Raw genomic sequence first — 21,381 nt, forward strand, 5'->3', positions numbered from 1 at the left:
CTAAAATACCAATAATATTAAAGTTATATATTATCTATTATACTATATTTTGGATTTCAAAGAAAAAAACACTACACAAAAATCTTTGTATAATGCTTTTATTTTGTTAAATATATTTAATAACCTTATATGTGTCGATACTAACATTTAATGGTACTATATTTATTTTAAGTTCTTCTCCATTAATAACCATTGTTCCACTCTTTTTACTATCTTTAATAATTGTTATATCAAAAATTTTATCCTTATTACATTATCTAAATCATATAAATGAATATTAATCATAGAACCAAAAAGTACCACTTTTAGCATGTTGATTAGACTATATTCTATACAATCTTTTAGGTCTTTTTTACCTAATATTAAGTATTTATTTAAATTTATAATACTTAATACACCATCAAATAAATACACTTATTATTTTGAACTTTCAAGATTTTAATTTTTCTACATTTATTGAAATACTATGTCATTGGCAATTCAACTCTACCTAATAAAAAATCAATAATATTGATGTGAATGATTCCATTTCTAGATAAATCAATCCTATCCAACGATAAAACAATCTTAGGTGATGCATCTTTAATCGGTGAGAACGCACTAAACTCTCTTTCAATTGTTTTCTCATTAATCATGTAATAAGATACTTGAATAAAGCACTTTTTAAGATCCTTAATAGCAACAAAATCAACTTCTCCATTATATGTTTTTCCAGTATAGACATCAAATCCTCTAACTATCAACTCATTATAAACGATATTTTCTAAGAAAAAAGTATCTTCATAATTTACCGAGTTTGTATTAATTGTTCTAAGCCCTGTATCAATTGCATATTGCTTTTCAATTGTCTTGAGTACTTCTTTTCCACTAATATTGAATCTCTTAACTCTTGAAACAAAATATGCTTTTTCCATTTTGTCCAAGTAGTTGTAAATTGTCTTTTTATCAATTTCCATTTTATTCTTGTTATTAACTGCATTAAAATAATTTACAATATTTATGGAAGAAAACTCTTTACCTGCATTGGCAAGTACATAACTAGAGATTGTTTTAAACTTGTGAGTTTCAATATCTGAATTTCTAGTCAGAATATCTTTAGTAATAATGCCATTATAAGTACTTTCCAAATAATTCTTGACTTCACTTTCATTTTTCAAATCAAACCTCTGTGGAAATCCACCCCATTTAATATAATCAAATATAAAATCATCCTTGACTTTCACACCTTTTAATCTTAAATATTCACAAGCTTCCTTAAAATTAAATGGCAGTATTTTGAATTCAACCGTTCTTCCAACTAAAAGTGTAGCTAGTTCTCCAGAAAGTAGTCGAGAATTACTACCTGTAACAAAAATGGATACATTTTTTGTTGCTTTCAAGGAAGCAATTGCTTTTTCAAACTCTTTGACATGTTGTATTTCATCAAATAGTAAATAGTACTTTTGATTATTTATTATTCTTGATTTAGCAAAGTCATTAAGTTTATGTGCATCGTTGATATACTCAAAATCTAAATCTTCAAAATTAACATATATAATTTGTTCTTTTTGAATACCACTTTGCCTCAATTCAGAGATTATTTGTTCTAAAATCATTGATTTACCCGCTCTTCTAATACCAGTTATTACTTTGATTAAATCACTTTCATAATAATTTCTAATTTTTTCTAGATAAAGCTCTCTTTTTATTATCATATAAGTCATCACCCAGATATATTTTACCACATTTTAAAAAAATCCACAAAATACAAATGAATTGAAGTTTGTGGATTTTTTTAAAATGATTTGAGATTTATTTCTTATTACAACTGGGTCGTTATAGTAGATACTAATTTTCTATTGTTTTTCTCGTTATACATTTTTCGTTGACTTATGAATCAAATTTAAAACATATGATTATTTCCTTTTTTATTCTTTATTCAATTGTTATTACACAAAAAAATTACACTATGTTTCAAAGAAAAAACACTATACAATAATCTTTGTATAATGCTTTTATTTTGTTAAATATATTTAATAACCTTATATGTGTCGATACTACCTTTTAATGGTACTATATTTATTTTAAGTTCTTCTCCATTAATAACCATAGTTCCTTTTCTTTTACTATCTTTAATAATCGTTATATCAAAATCTTTATCTCTAAATCTTCGATATACTCTCACATTATCTATTTCACTTGGTAACACTGGATCTATTTCTAATCCATCATAATGTGCTCTTACTCCAACTATATGTGCACTTGCTGCTACAAATGTCCATGATGCTGTTCCAGTTAACCAACTGTTCTTTGCTTCTCCATAATTCTTTGCAGCTCTTCCTGCAATTGTTTGACTATATACATACGGTTCTGTTCTATGTATTTCGCTCTTATCTTCTATAAATGCTGGTGCGTTTCGCTTATATAAGTCAAAGGCTTTTTCTCCATCTCTTATCGTTGTATATCCTATTACTACCCATGGATTATTATGACAGAACACACTTCCATTTTCTTTATTCCCTGGTGGATACGATGTTATCTCTCCAAGTTCTAAATGATATTTTGTGTATGCTGGATATAATAATTCTGCTCCATATTCATTCTTCAAGTATTTATCTACACTTGCTAATGCTTTCTTACCATATTCTATTCCACCTATTTCTGCCATTGTACAGAATCCTTGTGGCTCTATGAATATCTTTCCTTCTTCAGATTCATTACTTCCTACCTTATTTCCAAAGGCGTCATATGCTCTTAAATACCATTCGCCATCCCAACCATGGTTTATTACTGCCTTACTCATCAAATCAATTTCTTTTTTAACTAAACTTGCTTCTTCATGTTTTCCTGTTCTCTCACAGATTTCTACATATTCAGTTGCATATTTTACAAACATTCCTGCTATAAATACACTTTCTGCATCTGAGTCTATATTTCCTGTTGTTTGAAATGATTCTCCTGGATTCTTAGAAAAACAGTTTAAGTTTAAGCAGTCATTCCAGTCTGCTCTTCCTATTAATGGTAATCCATGTGGTCCTTTATTATTTATTGTGTAATGGATACTTGCATATAAGTGATTAAATAATGGTTCTTCACTTCCTACTTCATTATTATATGGAACCATTTCTTCTAATATTGTATAGTCGTTTGTTTCTTTTATGTATGCTGATACTGCAGCTACTAGCCATAATGGATCATCATTAAATCCTGATCCTATATTTGCATTACCTTTCTTTGTTAGTGGTTGGTACTGATGATATGTACTTCCATCTTTCATTTGGATAGATGCTAAGTCAATAATTCGCTCTCTTGAACGTTCTGGTATCATATGAACAAATCCTAAGATATCTTGACAGCTATCTCTAAATCCCATACCTCGCCCTGTTCCACTCTCATAGTAACTTGCTGATCTACTCATATTGAATGTTGTCATACATTGGTATTGGTTCCAGATATTTATCATTCGATCGAATTTTTCGTTATTACTTTCTATCTTATAGTTACTTAATGTCTTATCCCAGAACTTATTTAACTCTTCAAACGCTTTTTTCACTTCTTTTTTGTCATGATATTTTTTTATTTCTTTTCTTACACCTTTTTTATTTATTAGGTTTGTTTTTTCAAACTTTTCATCTTCTTTATTCTCATAATATCCTAATTGATATATTATTTCTTCTTCACTATTTCCTGCTATTTTTAGCTCAACTTCTAAACTAGCAATTGGTGAACCACCACTTGCTAAACTATTTTTACTTTTTAGGGTTTCTATTACTTCTGCATCTCTCCATGTATTATAGTTACTTCCTAAAAATGCTTCTCTACTCGTATCAAATCCTTTGATTTCTTTATTTACATTGTAGTATGCAAAATGATTTCTTCTTTCACGATACTCTGTTTTATGATACACTGTATTTTCTTCTACTTCTACTTCACCTATATTTAGGTTTCTTTGGAAATTCGTTTGATCATCTTCTGCATTCCACAATGCCCATTCTACTAGTCCAAATAGTTTTATAGTCTTTTCTTTATTTGTTTTATTTTTTACTTTTACTACATGTATCTCTACTTTATCATTTAATGGAATAAAATATGTTACACTCACTTCTATTCCATTTTTTTCACCTGTTATTATTGTATATCCTAGTCCATGTCTTGTTTCATATCTATCTAGTTTCATCTTTAATGGTAGATATCCTGGATTCCATGTTACTTCTCCATCATTTATGTAGTAATATCTTCCACCAAAGTCAGTTGGTACATTATTATAGCGATATCTTGTCAGTCTTCTTAATTTAGCGTCTTGGTAAAATGTATACCCTCCACCTGTATTTGAGATTAATCCATAATATCCATTATTTCCTAAATAGTTTATCCATGGCACTGGTGTTAATGGTTCTTTTATTACATATTCTTTTCTCTTATCATCGAATTGTCCATATTTCATTTTTCTCACCCCTTATTTTATCCTTTAACACTACCTAGTGTTACACCTTTAATTATCTTTCTTGAGAAAATTAAATATATAATTAACATCGGTACTATTGCAAAAAACATTATCATATATACTGGTCCCATATCAAATCTTTCTGGACTTGAACTTGTTAGTTGTGATATTATTATTGGAATTGTTCTTTTATTTTGAGATGTTAATACTAAATTTGGCATAAATAAATTGTTCCAACTTGCAACAAAACTAAATATGAATTGAACTGCGAGTGCGGGACTAATAATTGGTAGCACTAGTTTATGGAAAATTCCAATTTCACTAGCACCATCCATTCTTCCCGATTCTACTATTTCATTTGGTAGAACACTTTGAAGATATTGTTTCATAAAGAAGAATGTTGCCGGAGATGCAATAGCTGGAAGAATTAGCACCCAATAATTATCAACCCAACCAACACTATAGAGAATTGTCACTAAACCAATACTTGCAATTTGACTAGGAACCATCATAATTCCTATAATAAACATATGAACAAATTTCTTACCTTTAAACTTATACATATGAATACCATATGCAGTAAGTGCACTAAAATATGTTGTTAATATAGCAGTTGTAAGTGCTATAAACAAACTATTTCTCATTGCAGTAAAAACTTTAAGATTTTGATTTTTTATTAAAGAATCAAAATTTAGTTTGAAAGCTCCTCCAGGTAAAAGACTGATACCTTTTTGAATATCTACGTGATTCCTAGTTGAATTGATTATTAAAATATAGAAAATAAAAATAATTATTACACTCATTAATATTAAAAGTGAGTATATTAATGTTCTTTGTGCGTAGAGTGAAATTCTTGATCCCAAGAACTTGTTCTTTTGTTTCATTTTGTCTTCACCCCTTTATTCATTTTCTTAATTTCTCTTTTTTCTTTAATTTCATCAGAATTTGTTAATACATACATTATCACACTTAATAAAACAGTAATAATAAATAGAACTACTGATACAGCACCCGCTAATCCATATTGTTTACTTGGTGCCATTAAGGCGTTAATATACATAATGATTGTTAATACAGAACTATTTGGTCCACCTTTACCTTCAGTAAATATTTGTGGAATATCAAACATTTGAACACCACCAATTAATGATGTAACAAGTACAAATAATAATATTGGTTTTAAAAGTGGTAATACTATTTTAAAGAATGTTTGTGTACTACTAGCTCCATCAACTTGTGCAGACTCAATAACTGATTGATCAATTCCCATAATTCCCGCCATAAGTAGTATCGTTGTATTTCCAAACCACATTAGGAAATTCATAAATGCTACTAAACTTCTAACTGTAAATGTCCTATCTAAGAATTTAATTCCTTCATTTATAAGTCCACTATTAGTTAATAATGTATTTATTGGTCCATTTGTTGAAAACAACAATTGAATTAATAGTGAAAATGCTGCTGCCATTACAAGGTTTGGCATATATATAATTGTTTTAAATGTCCCTTGTGCTTTTATTTTTAATCTATTACTTGTAAACCATAAGGCTAGTAACAACGAAATAACTATTTGCGGGATGAATCCCATTAACCAAACAATCATTGTATTTCCAAAGTATTTAAAAAACTTTCCTTCAGTAAAAACTGTTATGTAGTTTCCTAAACCTATAAAATTCGGACCAACTTTTTGTGCACCACCAAATCTATAGTAATACTCAAAAAAACTGTAGTAGAAAGTTGACAATAATGGAATTAAAGAAAAAACAACGTATATAATAATAAATGGTAAAACAAATCTTCTTCCCCATTTATCGTAGTTTATTCTAGTTTGTCTTTTTTTCATATGTTTCTCCTCTTAATTATTAAATATGAGGAGGGATTACCTCCTCATACTTAAATATTATTACTAAATATTAGAATGGATATGCAGGAATAGTAACTAGTTTTAATTCTGGGTATTTTGTTGATACCTTTTCTTTAAATGTATTCCATGTTTGTTCCCATCCTTGTTGATTCCATCTGCTACTATTACCAAAGAAATCTCTAAATGCATTTTGCATTTCTTCGTTTAATCCTTGATCATATGCAGAAATGTTTTCCATATTAATCTTTTTAGCATTTTCAGTAAATAATTTAATATGATTTTGTCCACCTAAGAAACTTGAACCATAGTTTGGATCAGCAGCAATTTTTTCCATTGCTACACTGTTGTTTGTATAATCTTCTGTTTCTAATGTAATATCTTCCATAATATTTTGATTTGCTGTAAGTTTTAACATTACGTCTCTTACAAGAGTAGGATTATCAGTTCCTTTAGCTCCAACAATCCAAGTACCACCCCAATAATAGCTTGCTGGCCCTTGAACAACACGGTATTGTCCATATAATCCATTACCTAATTCTTTTTCACCTTTTGCATCTGCTAATGAATTTCCAAGTAATGTAAAGTTAATTCCCCATGTTGAATAGAAGAATCCAAATGTATCTCCAGTTGGACCTTGTTGAGCTTGCCAATCTGATTTCCATAAACCAAATGATTCACCTTGATGGTTATATCCTTTTTCAGCGAAAGTTTTTGCTTGTTTAATCCATTCAATAATTTGTGGATCAACTATAATCTCATCTTTATCATTAACCCATGGTGAGCTAACATTATTTGAGAATACACGGTATGAATCATCATTTCCTGCAAGCATTCTAACGCCTGTAGGGAATTTAGTATTTGTGTGTTCTTTCATTTCTGCAGCAACTGCATTGAACTTAGCCCAAGTATCAATTTTACCTTGAACAGTTTCTGGTGTTACTCCTGCACCCCATAATTCTTCAGCGATATCTTGTCTATAAGCAAATAAACCTGGAGTTGCTTGCCATGATAAGCCTCTTAATACTCCTTTAGAATCAGTAACGATATCTTTAGTATATTGATATTGATTTGCAATTGCTGAATCTCTAATTCCCAAATCATTTTTAACATCTAAAGCATATGTTTCATTTGCATATTTCATCGCATAATCTGCTTCAATTAAGAATATATCAATTTTCTTATCAGCTGCTGCACTTTCTTGTGCTTTAAGTGCTAAGTCTAGTTTTTGCTGATAATTATTATCATCATTTGGATTAATTACCCATTCAACAATAGTTCCATCATCCAAAAGATCTGTACCATCACTATTTGTTTTAACAAATCCTGGATAGAAATTTCTAAATCTGCCTTGGAATTCATCATTCCAAACATAAATAACTAATCTTTCCCCTTCTTGCTTAAATGTACTTCCATCTGACTTATCATCTTTACACGCAACAAGTACAACTGCCGTTACAGCAATTAACAATAAACCAAATACTTTTTTTAGTCCTTTCATTTCTTTTCTCCTTTTTATATTTCATAGCTTTTGCTATGTTTATTAACTATATTCGCTTGACCGTTTGGCCCTTTTGTAAATAACCATTAATTGTTATTTGTTCAGACAGGTATGTTTTGGGATGCATTATCATTTCAATTAATTTATTAGCTGCCATTAACCCAATTTGCACACTATCTTGTACATACGTTGTTAATTTGGGTCTAAGAATTCTTGATAGATATATACCATCATAACCAACAACACTAATATCCTCTGGTATCTTAAAACCATGTTTTTCAATTTCAGTTAACCCGCCCATGTACGAATAGTCATCTGGATAGATAATACATGTAGGCCGATTTTCCATTTCTAATAATTCTCTTGTTGCAATACCACTATATTTTGGAATATGATATTCAGCACTTCTTATATACTCTATTGGTACATTAATGTCTAATTCTTCACAAGCTTTATAAAAACTTGCTAAACGCTGTCTTGTAACATCTGTATCCTCACCATGTATAAATGCAATTCTTCTATGTCCCATTTCATATACATGTTTAACAATTTCTTCCAAACCTTTTTTATTATCTGACATAATTGCAGTTTTATTATGAAACTGGTAATCAATTGTTACAGTTGGCATATCAGAATTGACAAGTGCCATAATCTTAGGATCTTGAAAATCTGCTGATACTATTATTACCCCATCACATCCACGATATCTCGCATGATTTAAATACGAATTTTTTGATGAACCAATCTTGTTACTAATAAATGTTAAATCATATCCTTGCCTCTCAGCTTCCATCTTAATTCCATTAAGTATAATACTAAAATACTCATGTCCTAATCCACTATCAGAATTATCAACAAATATTAACCCTAAGTTCTGCGATCTTTTTGTTTTTAAGCTTCTAGCACTTGAATTAGCAATATAACCCATCTTATTTGCTTTTTCAACTATTTTTCTTGTCGTATCGCCACTTATTTCATGAGATCTATTTAGGGCTTTACTGACTGTTGAAACCGATACACCACAAGCTTTTGCAATATCTTTTATTCTAATCACTGAGCATCAAACCTTTCCGAAAACGTTTTCGCAATTTCATTATATCACTGCAAAAAATAGTTGTCAATCTATAACAAGTCACATTTGTAAGCGTTTTTACGAAACTTTTTTAAAGAATCGCGTAACTATCGCATTATATCAATGAAATCGTTTTCGTATTTTCTATAATAAAAAAAGCACAACAGCCTTTTATTTGATTGTTATGCTTTTTTAAGTAAAGTTTTACTAAAAAATAATTAATTTTTTTATCTTATTTATACGTGCATTTGAAATTTCTGAAAATAGCTTCGTTAGATTTATCTGTACTATGTGCAAATAAACCAATTATTACTCCTGTAAATCCTGTGGCTACTTCTGACGATAAATACCTAGTATCTAATGATCCCAAAAATGTTTCTTCACAAATCTTATCATAGTAAAATTTATAATCATTGTTGGTTGCTTCAATCAAAAGCTTTACATTGTTAGATTTAATATCACTTTTTTTAACTAAATGATTGATTGGTCCAATATTTGCTTTTAGTTGAACAGAAAAAACACCCTTTTCTTTTTTTAAAAGTAAATCATAATGATGCTTTTCATCCATATAAAGTGTTATTCCTGCTTCACCATGGTCAATAGTTAAATTACATGTTATTAAAGCATTAAAATCTTTTTGTCTTATGCCAATAAATGTTGGAGATGAATTTAAATCATTAAGAGTTTTATTATTACCTCTCAAGATATACTTTTCATTATCTAACTGATAAAAATCTTTATTTTTTTCTCTTAAATGAATCCATTCTAAATTAGGATTTGTATTTTCAAACGAAAAGGCTTTCCTATTTTTTTGGATAAAGCTACCTTTAATTTCATATTCTTCTTCCGTAGTACCATTATTACCCGCAGTAAACCATCCATTGGAATCAAATTTTACTGGTGTCATAAATGTTTCTCTGCCTAGATGATGAAATGGATCCCATTGTCCAATTTGACGAAATCCTAAATGAATTAGAAACCAATCTCCATGTTTATCTTGAATCAAATCTCCATGTCCAACACCTTGTATTTCAAATCCACCTAAGTTCCTATTCGTTAAAACTGGATTTTTAGGGTAATCTTCAAATGGTCCATATGGACTTTTTGCTCTTGCATAAGTTACCATATGTCCAAATTCTGTTCCACCTTCTGCAGCAAGCAAATAATACCAATCACTTATTTTATATAAATGTGGTGCTTCTAAGTATCTTCCACCTGAACCTTGCCATACACATTTACTTTTAGTTAACTTTTTACCAGTTTCAATATCTATTTCACTTTGAATCACACCACTAATCCCAAAGTCATCAATTCCATTACTCATAAAATAAACTTTGTTATCTTCAAAATATAATGACGGATCAATACCATCTTGATCAATAAATATTGGTTCTGACCACTCACCGTAAATATCATCAGTATAGACAATTGAATGCTTTCTTGTTTTATTATTTGTCGTTGTCATATAAAATCTATCATTATGAAACCTGATAGTTGGAGCAAAAACTCCACTAGAGCTTTCAATATTTTCAAGTTCTACTTGTGAATCTCTCGTTAAACAATTACCAATTTGTTTCCAATTAACTAAATCTTCACTTTCAAAGACTGGAACACCTGGGAAATATTGCATTGTACTAGTTACAAGATAATATTTTCCATTTGCTTCACACACACTTGGATCAGCATAGAAACCTTTAATTATTGGATTTTTATAAATCATATATATTATCCCCTTTCTATATATAAGATATCACATCATAAGTTTCAACATTATCTATAACTTCAACAATATTTCCACTTATTTCTTTACCATTAACTATTGTAATTCCTTTTTTCTTTTCATCTTTTATTACTTGAATTTCAAAATCTTTATCTCTAAATCTTCGATATACTCTCACATTATCTATTTCACTTGGTAACACTGGATCTATTTCTAATCCATCATAATGTGCTCTTACTCCAACTATATGTGCACTTGCTGCTACAAATGTCCATGATGCTGTTCCAGTTAACCAACTGTTCTTTGCTTCTCCATAATTCTTTGCAGCTCTTCCTGCAATTGTTTGACTATATACATACGGTTCTGTTCTATGTATTTCGCTCTTATCTTCTATAAATGCTGGGGCGTTTCTCTTATATAAGTCAAAAGCTTTTTCACCATCTCTTATCGTTGTATAGCCTATTACTACCCATGGATTATTATGACAGAACACACTTCCATTTTCTTTATTCCCTGGTGGATACGATGTTATCTCTCCAAGTTCTAAATGATATTTTGTGTATGCTGGATATAATAATTCTGCTCCATATTCATTCTTCAAGTATTTATCTACACTAGCTAGTGCTTTCTTACCATATTCTATTCCACCTATTTCTGCCATTGTACAGAATCCTTGAGGTTCTATAAATATCTTTCCTTCTTCAGACTCATTACTTCCAACCTTATTTCCAAATGCGTCATATGCTCTTAAATACCATTCGCCATCCCAACCATGGTTTATTACTGCCTTACTCATCAAATCAATTTCTTTTTTAACTAAACTTGCTTCTTCATGTTTTCCTGTTCTCTCACAGATTTCTACATATTCAGTTGCATATTTTACAAACATTCCTGCTATAAATACACTTTCTGCATCTGAGTCTATATTTCCTGTTGTTTGAAATGATTCTCCTGGATTCTTAGAAAAACAGTTTAAGTTTAAGCAGTCATTCCAGTCTGCTCTTCCTATTAATGGTAATCCATGTGGTCCTTTATTATTTATTGTGTAATGGATACTTGCATATAAGTGATTAAATAATGGTTCTTCACTTCCTACTTCATTATTATATGGAACCATTTCTTCTAATATTGTATAGTCGTTTGTTTCTTTTATGTATGCTGATACTGCAGCTACTAGCCATAATGGATCATCATTAAATCCTGATCCTATATTTGCATTACCTTTCTTTGTTAGTGGTTGGTACTGATGATATGTACTTCCATCTTTCATTTGGATAGATGCTAAGTCAATAATTCGCTCTCTTGAACGTTCTGGTATCATATGAACAAATCCTAAGATATCTTGACAGCTATCTCTAAATCCCATACCTCGCCCTGTTCCACTCTCATAATAACTTGCTGATCTACTCATATTAAATGTTGTCATACATTGGTATTGGTTCCAGATATTTATCATTCGATCGAATTTTTCATTATTACTATTTATTTGGTATTTAGAGAGTGTTTCATTCCAGAATGTTTTTAATTCTTCAAATGCTTTCTCAACATTTATGATATCTTGGTACTTACTGATTTCTTTCTTTACTTCTCTTTTATTAATAACATTTAAACTTTCGAATTTCTCTTCTTCTTTATTTTCATAGTAACCTAATTGATATACTAATGTTTTTTCTTCGTTTGGTTTTAATCCAATTTCTACTTCTAAACTAGCAATTGGTGAACCTCCACTTGCTAAACTATTTTTACTTTTTAAGGTTTCTATTACTTCTGCATCTCTCCATGTATTATAGTTGCTTCCTAAAAATGCTTCTCTACTCGTATCAAATCCTTTTATTTCTTTATTTACATTGTAGTATGCGAAATGGTTTCTTCTTTCACGATACTCCGTTTTATGATACACTGTATTTTCTTCTACTTCTACTTCCCCTATATTTAGGTTTCTTTGGAAATTCGTTTGATCATCTTCTGCATTCCATAATGCCCATTCTACTAATCCAAATAGTTTTATGTTTCTTTCTTTTTTTGTTTTATTTTTTACTTTTACTACATGAATCTCTACTTTATCATTTAATGGAATAAAATATGTTATACTCACTTCTATTCCATTTTTTTCTCCTGTTATTATCGTATATCCTAGTCCATGTCTTGTTTCATATTTATCTAATTTCATCTTTAATGGTAGATATCCTGGATTCCATGTTACTTCTCCATCATTTATGTAGTAATATCTTCCACCAAAGTCAGTTGGTACATTATTATAGCGATATCTTGTCAGTCTTCTTAATTTAGCGTCTTGGTAAAATGTATACCCTCCACCTGTATTTGAGATTAATCCATAATATCCATTATTTCCTAAATAGTTTATCCATGGTACTGGTGTTAATGGTTCTTTTATTACATATTCTTTTCTCTTATCATCGAATTGTCCATATTTCATTTTTCTTTCCTCAATCTTGTATTTTTTTTACGGTTTGACCAATTTGTAAATAACCATCAATGATAATCTTTTCTGCTAAGTATGTCTTAGGATTTTCTATCATTTTAATTAATTCACTTGTTGCTGTTTCACCAATTTTTTCACTTTCTTGTACATATGTAGTTAAAACAGGTCTTAATATTCTTGATAGATAAATCCCATCATACCCAACAACACTAATATCATCAGGAATCTTTAAACCATGTTTCTCAATTTCCGTTAATCCACCCATATATGAATAATCATCGGGAAATATTATACATGTCGGTCTTTTTTCAAGTTCTATTAATTCTTTTGTTGCTATTCCACTATTTTTAGGAATATGATATTCCGCAGTTTTAATATATTCATCAGGTATATTAATTCCAAGTTCTTCACATGTACGATAAAAACTTGCAAGTCTTTGTTTAGTAACATCTGTATCTTCGCCATGAATAAAAGCGATTCTTTCATGCCCCATTGTATGAAGGTATCTAACAATTTCTTCTAAACCTCTAGTATTGTCGGACATAATTGCTGTTCGATTGTGAAATTGATAATCGATTGTTATTGTTGGCATATCTGATTCAACAAGGGCAATTATTTTAGGATCATGAAAATCAGCAGATACAATAATAACTCCATCACACCCTCGATATTTAGCATGGTTTAAATAAGAATTACGTGATCTTCCTATGCTACTACTTATGAATGTTAAATCATAACCTTGTTCTTCTGCTTCTTTTTTTATTCCATTTAAAATCACACTAAAATATTCATGTCCTAATCCACTGTCTGATTTATCGACAAAAATTAATCCAAGATTTTGTGACCTTTTAGTTTTTAAACTTCTAGCATTTGAATTAGCTATATATCCAAGTTGGTTCGCTTTTTCAACTATTTTTTTTGTTGTTTCATCACTAATCTCATGTGATCTATTTAATGCCTTGCTTACAGTGGATATTGAGACTCCACATGCAATAGCAATATCTTTTATCTTTATCATCAATACACAACCCTTCGAAATCGTTTTCGAATAATAATATTATTCCATTTCCACTTTAAAAACAATTGGATAATTGTCATAACTTTTATCTAATTCAATTGTTAAAAACTCTTCATTATGTTTAAAACTTACTTCTTTTTGTGTTTCTAGTAAAACAACTTTTTTTATACTACTAAATATGCCTTCTGTTTTTTCAGTCGCTTTTCTAAGTGTTTTCACATTAAATCTCTTTGTATCTCTTGGATTTAAAACAAAAACATATACAGCACCGTTGTTTGCTGTAAATCTGAAATCATCATTTTTATATTCAATTTTCTTCTCAGAAAACTTACCTTCAATTTCTATTGTGCTTCCTTCGCCAAAAATTAAATATGGAATTGATTCATAAATAGCTTCACCATTTTTTTCTAACCATTTACCAATATTTTCAAGCATTTTCTCTTCGTACTGAGGAATTGAACCATCACCTTTAGGTCCAATATTTAAAAGAAGGTTTCCATTTTTACTGACAACATCAATTAATAATGTTAAAACATCATTCTCCGTCTTATAATCCAAATTATTAGTATAACACCATGAGTTATTAGCTATTGCAGTTTCTGTTTGCCATGGGAAATGTTTTAATTCTTTAAATCTCCCTCTTTCAATCTCAACGATTCCAGATCCATAAACAAAAGCATCATGTTTATAAGCAATGATTACATCTTTATTGTTTTTAAACGCATTATTATAATAATATGCAGCAACTTTTTTTAAATATGGTTTAAATGCTTCATGTTGAATCCACCAATCAAAATACAAAATCTTAGGATCATATTTATCAATAATTTCAACTGTTCTTTCTAACCAATCTTCAAGAAATTCTTTTGAAGGTTTAGGTTCACTTTGAAAATCATATGCACCCTTTTCTTCGAATGATGGCCAGTAAAAGTCACCTTTTCTTGACTCTTGCGGAATATCACTTTCAAATTTTTTTCCATGACTCATAAAAAACCAATGTTCTGCCCTATGTGTTGAAGTACAAAAAATTAAATTTTCATTGTTAAAAGCATTTTTTAATTCACCTAAAATATCTTTTTTAGGTCCCATTTCATAAGAATTCCATTTTGAAATATCGCTTTTATACATTTGGAAACCATCATGGTGTTCAGCAACTGGAAAAACATATTTTGCTCCAGATTTTTTAATTATTTTAGCCCAATGACTTGGATCAAATTTATCAGCTTTAAACATTGGAATAAAGTCTTTATATCCAAACCCTTTATGAGCCCCATATGTTTCAATATGATGTTTAAATTCTTCCATACCTTCAATATACATATTTCTTGAATACCATTCATTGTTAAATGCTGGAACGCTATATAGACCCCAGTGGATAAAAATACCAAATTTACTATTTTTAAACCATGATGGAATATTTTTCTTTTGAAGCGATTCCCATGTGTCTTTAAAAGGTCCTTCATTAATTACTTTTTCTATTTCACTTATTTTTTTATACATCATATACCTCGTTTATATATTGAAAGGTCAGCACCTTGTTAAAGGGTTGACCATTTCAATACTTATTAATTTTATTTAATATTAAACACTAATTCTGTTTCTTTAGTATAAGAATTTAATTCAACAATTGTATGATTGTCTGTATGAATTGTTTTTAAATCTTTATTTTCAACATTTAGATTAATAAATGTTAATTTAGATTTTTTATCAGATTTTACTGTTACAACAACTTCTTTTCCATTTTTAACAATAGTAACTACTGCTTTAACTTTATTATCAGTACCATAAACTTCACGTGTTGTTTTTATACCTTCTAATAATTCATAAACTTGAAGATCAACATTATCTTCATAGTTATAATCACTATTATCATTAATATTTCCAATTGGTAGAATCGTATTTTCTCTAACCATTAACGGCATACTAAAGTAATCATATTTTTTACTATTCCAAGTATTTCCAACTACTTTTTCTTTAGTAAAGTAATTTGTCCAATTTCCTTTTGGAAGATATACATCACCAATTCCTACTTCATTTAAAACTGGAGCAACAAGTAATGCATCACCAAACATATATTGTTTATCTAAATAATGAGTGTTTTTATCGTTAGTAAATTCTAAAACCATACTTCTCATTGTTGGAATACCACGTTTATTTGCTAGTTGAGAGATTGAATAAATGTATGGCATAAGGGTTGCTTTTAGATTTGTATAAAATCTTAAAACATCAACCGCTTCTTCATCATACACCCAAGGTACTCTGTAACTTGTGCTTCCATGCAATCTTGAATGTGAAGATAAAAGTCCAAATGCACACCATCTCTTATAGACATCAGCTGTTGATGAACTTTCAAAACCACCAATGTCATGACTCCAAAAACCAAAACCAGACATAGCAAGAGATAATCCTCCTCTTAAACTTTCTGCCATTGATTCATAGTTACTCCAGCAATCTCCACCCCAGTGTACTGGAAATTTTTGTGCACCAGCAGTTGCTGATCTAGCAAATAAGAATGCTTCATCTTTTCCAAGTTTTTCTTGTAACAATTCAAAAACAACTTTATTATATATATATGCATAATAATTGTGCATTTTTTCTGGATTTGAACCATCAAAGTAAACAACATCAGTTGGAATTCTCTCACCAAAATCTGTTTTAAAACTATCAACACCCATATCAACAAGTTTAGCAAGCTTACTTTGATACCATTTTGCAGCTTCTGGATTTGTAAAATCAACAATAGCCATTCCAGGTTGCCACATATCCCATTGCCACACATCACCATTTGGCTTCTTAATTAAATAACCTTTTTCCATTCCTTCATCAAATAAAACAGACTCTTGAGCAATATATGGATTAATCCATACACATATTTTCAATCCTAAGGCTTTAATTCTTTTTATCATTCCCTCTGGATCTTTAAATACACGTTTATCCCAAACAAAATCAGTCCAATGGAAATCTTTCATCCAGAAACAGTCAAAATGGAAAACTTTTAAAGGTATTTTTCTTTCAAGCATTCCATTTATAAAACTCATAACAGTTTCTTCATCATAATTAGTAGTGAATGATGTCGATAACCAAAGACCATATGTCCAAGGTTTTGGAAGTGCTGGTTTTCCAGTTAAATCAGTATATCTTTCGATAACATTTAACATTGTTGGACCATTAAAGAAGAAATAATCTAATTCTTCTCCTGTAACAACAAATCCTACTTTTTTAACATTTTCACTACCTATTTCCATAGATACTTTTTCAGGATGATTAATAAATACACCATATCCTTTGTTTGTTAAATAAAATGGAATGTTCTTATATGAAAGTTCAGTTGATGTACCACCATCTTCATTCCATATTTCAATTGTTTGTCCATTTTTTACAAAAGGAGTAAATCTTTCTCCTGTTCCATAAACTAGTTCTCCAACTGACAAACTAAGTCTTTGTTGCATAAAACTATTTGTTGATGTTGGAACATCATATGCAAAACCCTTCCAATCAGCTTTTACATATCCATAATCACGTTGTGTTGATTCTGTTAAGAACTCTTCACCACGATAGTATTTCATAACCCAATTTTTTTTATCAATTACTAATCTTAAATTTCCACTTTTAACTACTATTTTCTCATCATTAGATTCAAAATTTAACTTCTGATTCTTATCATTTATTTCAAATGATGGTCCATGATTTTTAACACCTTTATAATGATATGCTCTTACTCTAATAACTTCTTCAAATGGTGCAGAAATCTCAACAGTTAAGTTTACTCCTCCTAATGTATCACCACGATGTTTAATAAATTTAGTTGGTGCAGTTAAAATAAGTTTATTATCTATTACTTTTTCAAAATAAACTTCTTTAGGACTAAATAACTCATAGCCTTCTTTTAACAACCATTCTCCATTAGTAAATTTCATTTTGTTTCTCCTTTTAATTCATCACTATTTTTTATAAATTTAAACCACTTAAAGTCAAAACTGCTACCTGGTAAGAAAATAAACTCAACATTTGATTTACCTCTAATATCATCTAATTTAATATCAATAATATTAAAACTTTGACTCTTCATAAATTCAATATTTTTCACTAACTCATTACCATCAACATTTGTTATTTGCAGTCTAATTGTATTATTATCTTTCTTTGATCTACCACAAATTTTTATGCTACTTATTCCCTCATTAAAATTTAAATTATTAAAACTAAATGAGACATTATTTCCAATATTAGAAAATCCCCAATTTTCTTTTTCAAAATAATCTCCATAATACATGTCGTTTTCTAAAACAGAAACCTCTTCATATGTTTTGTCGTATTCATCAAAAACAAAACCTTTAAAATGTACTGAACGACTAAATTCTAATGCAATATCTTTATTACCTTTCAACCTTTTAGATAACTTATATCTTTCTGATTGATAAACATCCCAAATAGTATCTTTATAATAAGTAAATGTATCGATTAACTCTTTTTGTTTATTATTACCTTCAACAACATATAATTTGATTTCTAAAGGTTTACTATCAAACGAAAAGATTGGTAATTCGATATACTCACTACCATTTAAACCAAAATCAATATTATTAAAAAACAAAATTGACTTCACTTCATTACTAGTTGCAATACCCTTTTCATTACCTGACTTTATTTCACCTTCAAAATCATCATAAAGACTAGCACTTATAAATTTATATGGATTTTTATAGGCAATACCAATTCCTTTAATATCAAATTGTAATTCTGATATTATTGTTGCTTGATTTTTATCATTTTTATCCATACATCTAAGAGTGAAATTGCCATCTCCAAGCCCTTTAACATATACTCTATTAGACTCTTGTCTTATTTTAGCAATACTTGTTTCAACACCCTTTGCATTTACTACTTTCCAAACTAATTCTTTATTCGTAGCATTTTCAGGATAAATTTTATATTCAATTTCAGTTTCATTTTTTTCTTTACTTAAAATATTTGTTTTTGATTTAAGTTCAATTTTTCTAATTGAAATGAAATCAAATTTATTATCTTCTGATTTTTCTATAGATTCTCCTGATCGAATACGATAATTTGATTCTTGTGCTATTTTATATTCACCAATTAAATTTACTTCAGTAATCTCAATAGTTTTAGAAACCGACTCCATATTTGGTGAATCAATAACTAAATTTACTTTTCCGCTTTGATATAGTGAACCAATGAGAACTTTTAATTTCCCAGAAAACAATTTCCGTGTATTAGTTTTATACTCATCATAATCCGTACTATCACCATTATCCATTCCTAATAGTTTAGCTGGTCCGTCTATCTTAATTGTAACTTCATTATTTGCATTATAAACATGATTTCCATCTAGGTCCTCAAGTTCAATAATAATTTCTAATAAATCAATACCATCAGCTTTTAATATATCTTTTGATAATGAAACCTTAAGTTTATTTCCATCGCCAAAAGACCTTCGTGAATCTCTTAATATCTCATTCCCAAACTCATCATACCCAATTACAAGAAGTTCACCTTTTTCATATGGAATCTTCCAAGTAGGGATTAACTCATCCTTAGTTAATTTCTCACCAATAAATCTATCGTTTAAAAATAATTTTGTAACTTGTAAATTGCTTGCAACTCTAACATCAATTAACTGATTATCATTAAAGTCCCAATATGGAAAAATATGTAGTACTGGTTCTTTTGTCCATAGAGCCTTATATACGTAGAAACTATCTTTTGGAAAACCAGCAGTATCTATTTGTCCAAAATATGAATTCTTTGTATCATATGGTGTTGGTTCACCAATATAGTCAAAACCAGTCCAAATAAATTGGCCTAATGAATAATCAAGACTTTGATCATAACTTAGCATATATTCAAGTGATTTTGCACCCCAACTTGTTGTACTATTTCCAAGCGATGAACATTGTTTATCATCATCAACTAAGATAAGTGATTCAAGAGGAAAATGATAAATTCCTCTGCTTTGGACTATTGAACCTGTTTCACTTCCATAAATTTTCCAATCTGGATACTTTAAATGTTGCTCATTATATAATTTTTCTGCATAATTATAACCAGCATATTTCAATAAATCAGTACATCTTTGTGCATTTTCACCCATCATAAAATTGGAACCAATTGTTATTGGTGCATTTTCCAAATAGTCATATTGTAAAACTAATTGTTTTAATTCTTCTGTAATTCTTAAGCCCGATTCATCAACATGAGTATCATATATTTCATTACCAATACTCCACATCAATAAGCTCACATGATTTCTATCACGCTTTATCCAACTTTTAACATCAATAGCTTTATGCTCTTTAAAAAACCTTGAATAATCAAATTGTGTCTTTTGACGTTCCCACATATCAAAAGCATCTGAAACAATCAAGAATCCCATTTCATCTGCTAGCTCCATAAAATCTGGAGCAGGAACATAGTGCGCAGTTCTAATTGCATTAACTCCCATTTCTTTCAGCTGTTCAAATCTTCTTCTTTGTAAAACTTTAGAAAATACAGATCCTAAACTTCCAAAATCATGATGTTCACAAACTCCGTTTAATTTAGATTTTTTACCATTAATAAATAATCCTTTTTCAGAATCCATAACAATATCTCTAAATCCAACATTTTGTTTATGTGTATCATATAAGTTATCATTAATATAAAGATTTGTTTCTAAACTATACAGATTTGGGTCATCTGGCGACCATAAAATTGGTTTTTCTACAACTAATTTTTGTTTTATTAGTTTATTGTTTACACTATCTTTTTGATGTGCTATTAATTTGTCTTTATAGTATAATTTCTGTTCTAAAAATCCACTATCATGTGTAAGTTCAGTATGAATTACAACAGAACCATCAAAATGATTAGTTTTAACATATACGCCATCGTTTAATATTCTTTTTTTATTTTTCTTTATAAACCAAACATCACGATATATTCCAGCTCCTGAATACCATCTCGAATTAGGGTGTTCATGTTTAACTTGAACAACAACTCTATTTTTACCTTTTTTCAAATATTTAGTTATCTCAAATTCGAAGGAAGTATATCCATATTTCCATGCTCCAACAGATTGATCATTGATATAAACTGTTGAATCCATATATACTCCTTCAAATTTAAGAAAATATGAAAAGTCATTTTCAATTTCCAATTCAAAATCTTTCAAATACCAACCACTTGATGTTTCATATAAATTCTTAACATTATAGATTAACCAGTCATGTGGTAATGCTACATCAATAAATTCTTTTTCTTTTTTTAATATATGATTTAATGTAGTTTCAATTGGCTGTTTTAAAAACTTCCAAAATAGATTAAATTTTTTTGTTTCATTCATA

General features: G+C 29.2%; 12 protein-coding genes. All 12 read right to left on the reverse strand.

Translation table 11 applies throughout. The annotated features are described in order from the left end of the window. Positions 1-464 precede the first annotated feature (464 nt). Positions 465-1,694 carry an ATP-binding protein gene (locus EXC62_RS07345; protein WP_052590048.1) on the reverse strand — a complete coding sequence of 410 codons (1,230 nt, stop codon included), beginning with the start codon at positions 1,692-1,694 and terminating at the stop codon, positions 465-467. A 308-nt stretch (positions 1,695-2,002) separates the two neighbouring features. Beyond that, complete coding sequence (locus tag EXC62_RS07350; protein ID WP_129747561.1) at positions 2,003-4,423, reverse strand: GH36-type glycosyl hydrolase domain-containing protein; 2,421 nt, start codon at positions 4,421-4,423, stop codon at positions 2,003-2,005. Between the two features lie 17 nt (positions 4,424-4,440). Continuing rightward, positions 4,441-5,307, reverse strand: coding sequence for a carbohydrate ABC transporter permease (locus tag EXC62_RS07355; protein ID WP_026391020.1), 867 nt, complete (start codon positions 5,305-5,307; stop codon positions 4,441-4,443). Beyond that, the gene (locus EXC62_RS07360) at positions 5,304-6,266 is read right to left on the reverse strand and encodes a carbohydrate ABC transporter permease (RefSeq protein WP_162140304.1); all 963 of its coding nucleotides are present in this window, start codon (positions 6,264-6,266) and stop codon (positions 5,304-5,306) included. The genes EXC62_RS07355 and EXC62_RS07360 overlap by 4 nt, the downstream gene beginning before the upstream one ends. A gap of 70 nt (positions 6,267-6,336) precedes the next feature. Next, complete coding sequence (locus EXC62_RS07365; protein ID WP_026391021.1) at positions 6,337-7,785, reverse strand: ABC transporter substrate-binding protein; 1,449 nt, start codon at positions 7,783-7,785, stop codon at positions 6,337-6,339. 46 nt (positions 7,786-7,831) lie between these two features. Next, positions 7,832-8,839, reverse strand: coding sequence for a LacI family DNA-binding transcriptional regulator (locus EXC62_RS07370; protein WP_026391022.1), 1,008 nt, complete (start codon positions 8,837-8,839; stop codon positions 7,832-7,834). 250 nt (positions 8,840-9,089) lie between these two features. Then, on the reverse strand, positions 9,090-10,577 hold the full coding sequence (locus EXC62_RS07375) for a glycoside hydrolase family 43 protein (RefSeq protein ID WP_026391023.1): 1,488 nt from the start codon (positions 10,575-10,577) through the stop codon (positions 9,090-9,092). 16 nt (positions 10,578-10,593) lie between these two features. Continuing rightward, complete coding sequence (locus EXC62_RS07380; protein ID WP_129747563.1) at positions 10,594-13,014, reverse strand: GH36-type glycosyl hydrolase domain-containing protein; 2,421 nt, start codon at positions 13,012-13,014, stop codon at positions 10,594-10,596. Between the two features lie 10 nt (positions 13,015-13,024). Further along, positions 13,025-14,038, reverse strand: coding sequence for a LacI family DNA-binding transcriptional regulator (locus EXC62_RS07385; RefSeq protein WP_162140151.1), 1,014 nt, complete (start codon positions 14,036-14,038; stop codon positions 13,025-13,027). A 39-nt stretch (positions 14,039-14,077) separates the two neighbouring features. Beyond that, positions 14,078-15,538, reverse strand: coding sequence for an alpha-L-fucosidase (locus EXC62_RS07390; protein ID WP_026390300.1), 1,461 nt, complete (start codon positions 15,536-15,538; stop codon positions 14,078-14,080). A 71-nt stretch (positions 15,539-15,609) separates the two neighbouring features. Then, entirely contained in the window at positions 15,610-17,955 is a 2,346-nt protein-coding gene (gene yicI / locus EXC62_RS07395; protein WP_026390299.1) for an alpha-xylosidase, read from the reverse strand. After that, on the reverse strand, positions 17,952-21,380 hold the full coding sequence (locus EXC62_RS07400; protein ID WP_162140150.1) for a glycoside hydrolase family 2 TIM barrel-domain containing protein: 3,429 nt from the start codon (positions 21,378-21,380) through the stop codon (positions 17,952-17,954). Before EXC62_RS07400 ends, yicI begins: the two co-directional genes overlap by 4 nt. Between the last annotated feature and the right edge of the window lies 1 nt (position 21,381).

Origin of the sequence: Haploplasma axanthum, from assembly GCF_900660745.1 — a bacterium.
Classification (GTDB): domain Bacteria; phylum Bacillota_I; class Bacilli_A; order Acholeplasmatales; family Acholeplasmataceae; genus Haploplasma; species Haploplasma axanthum.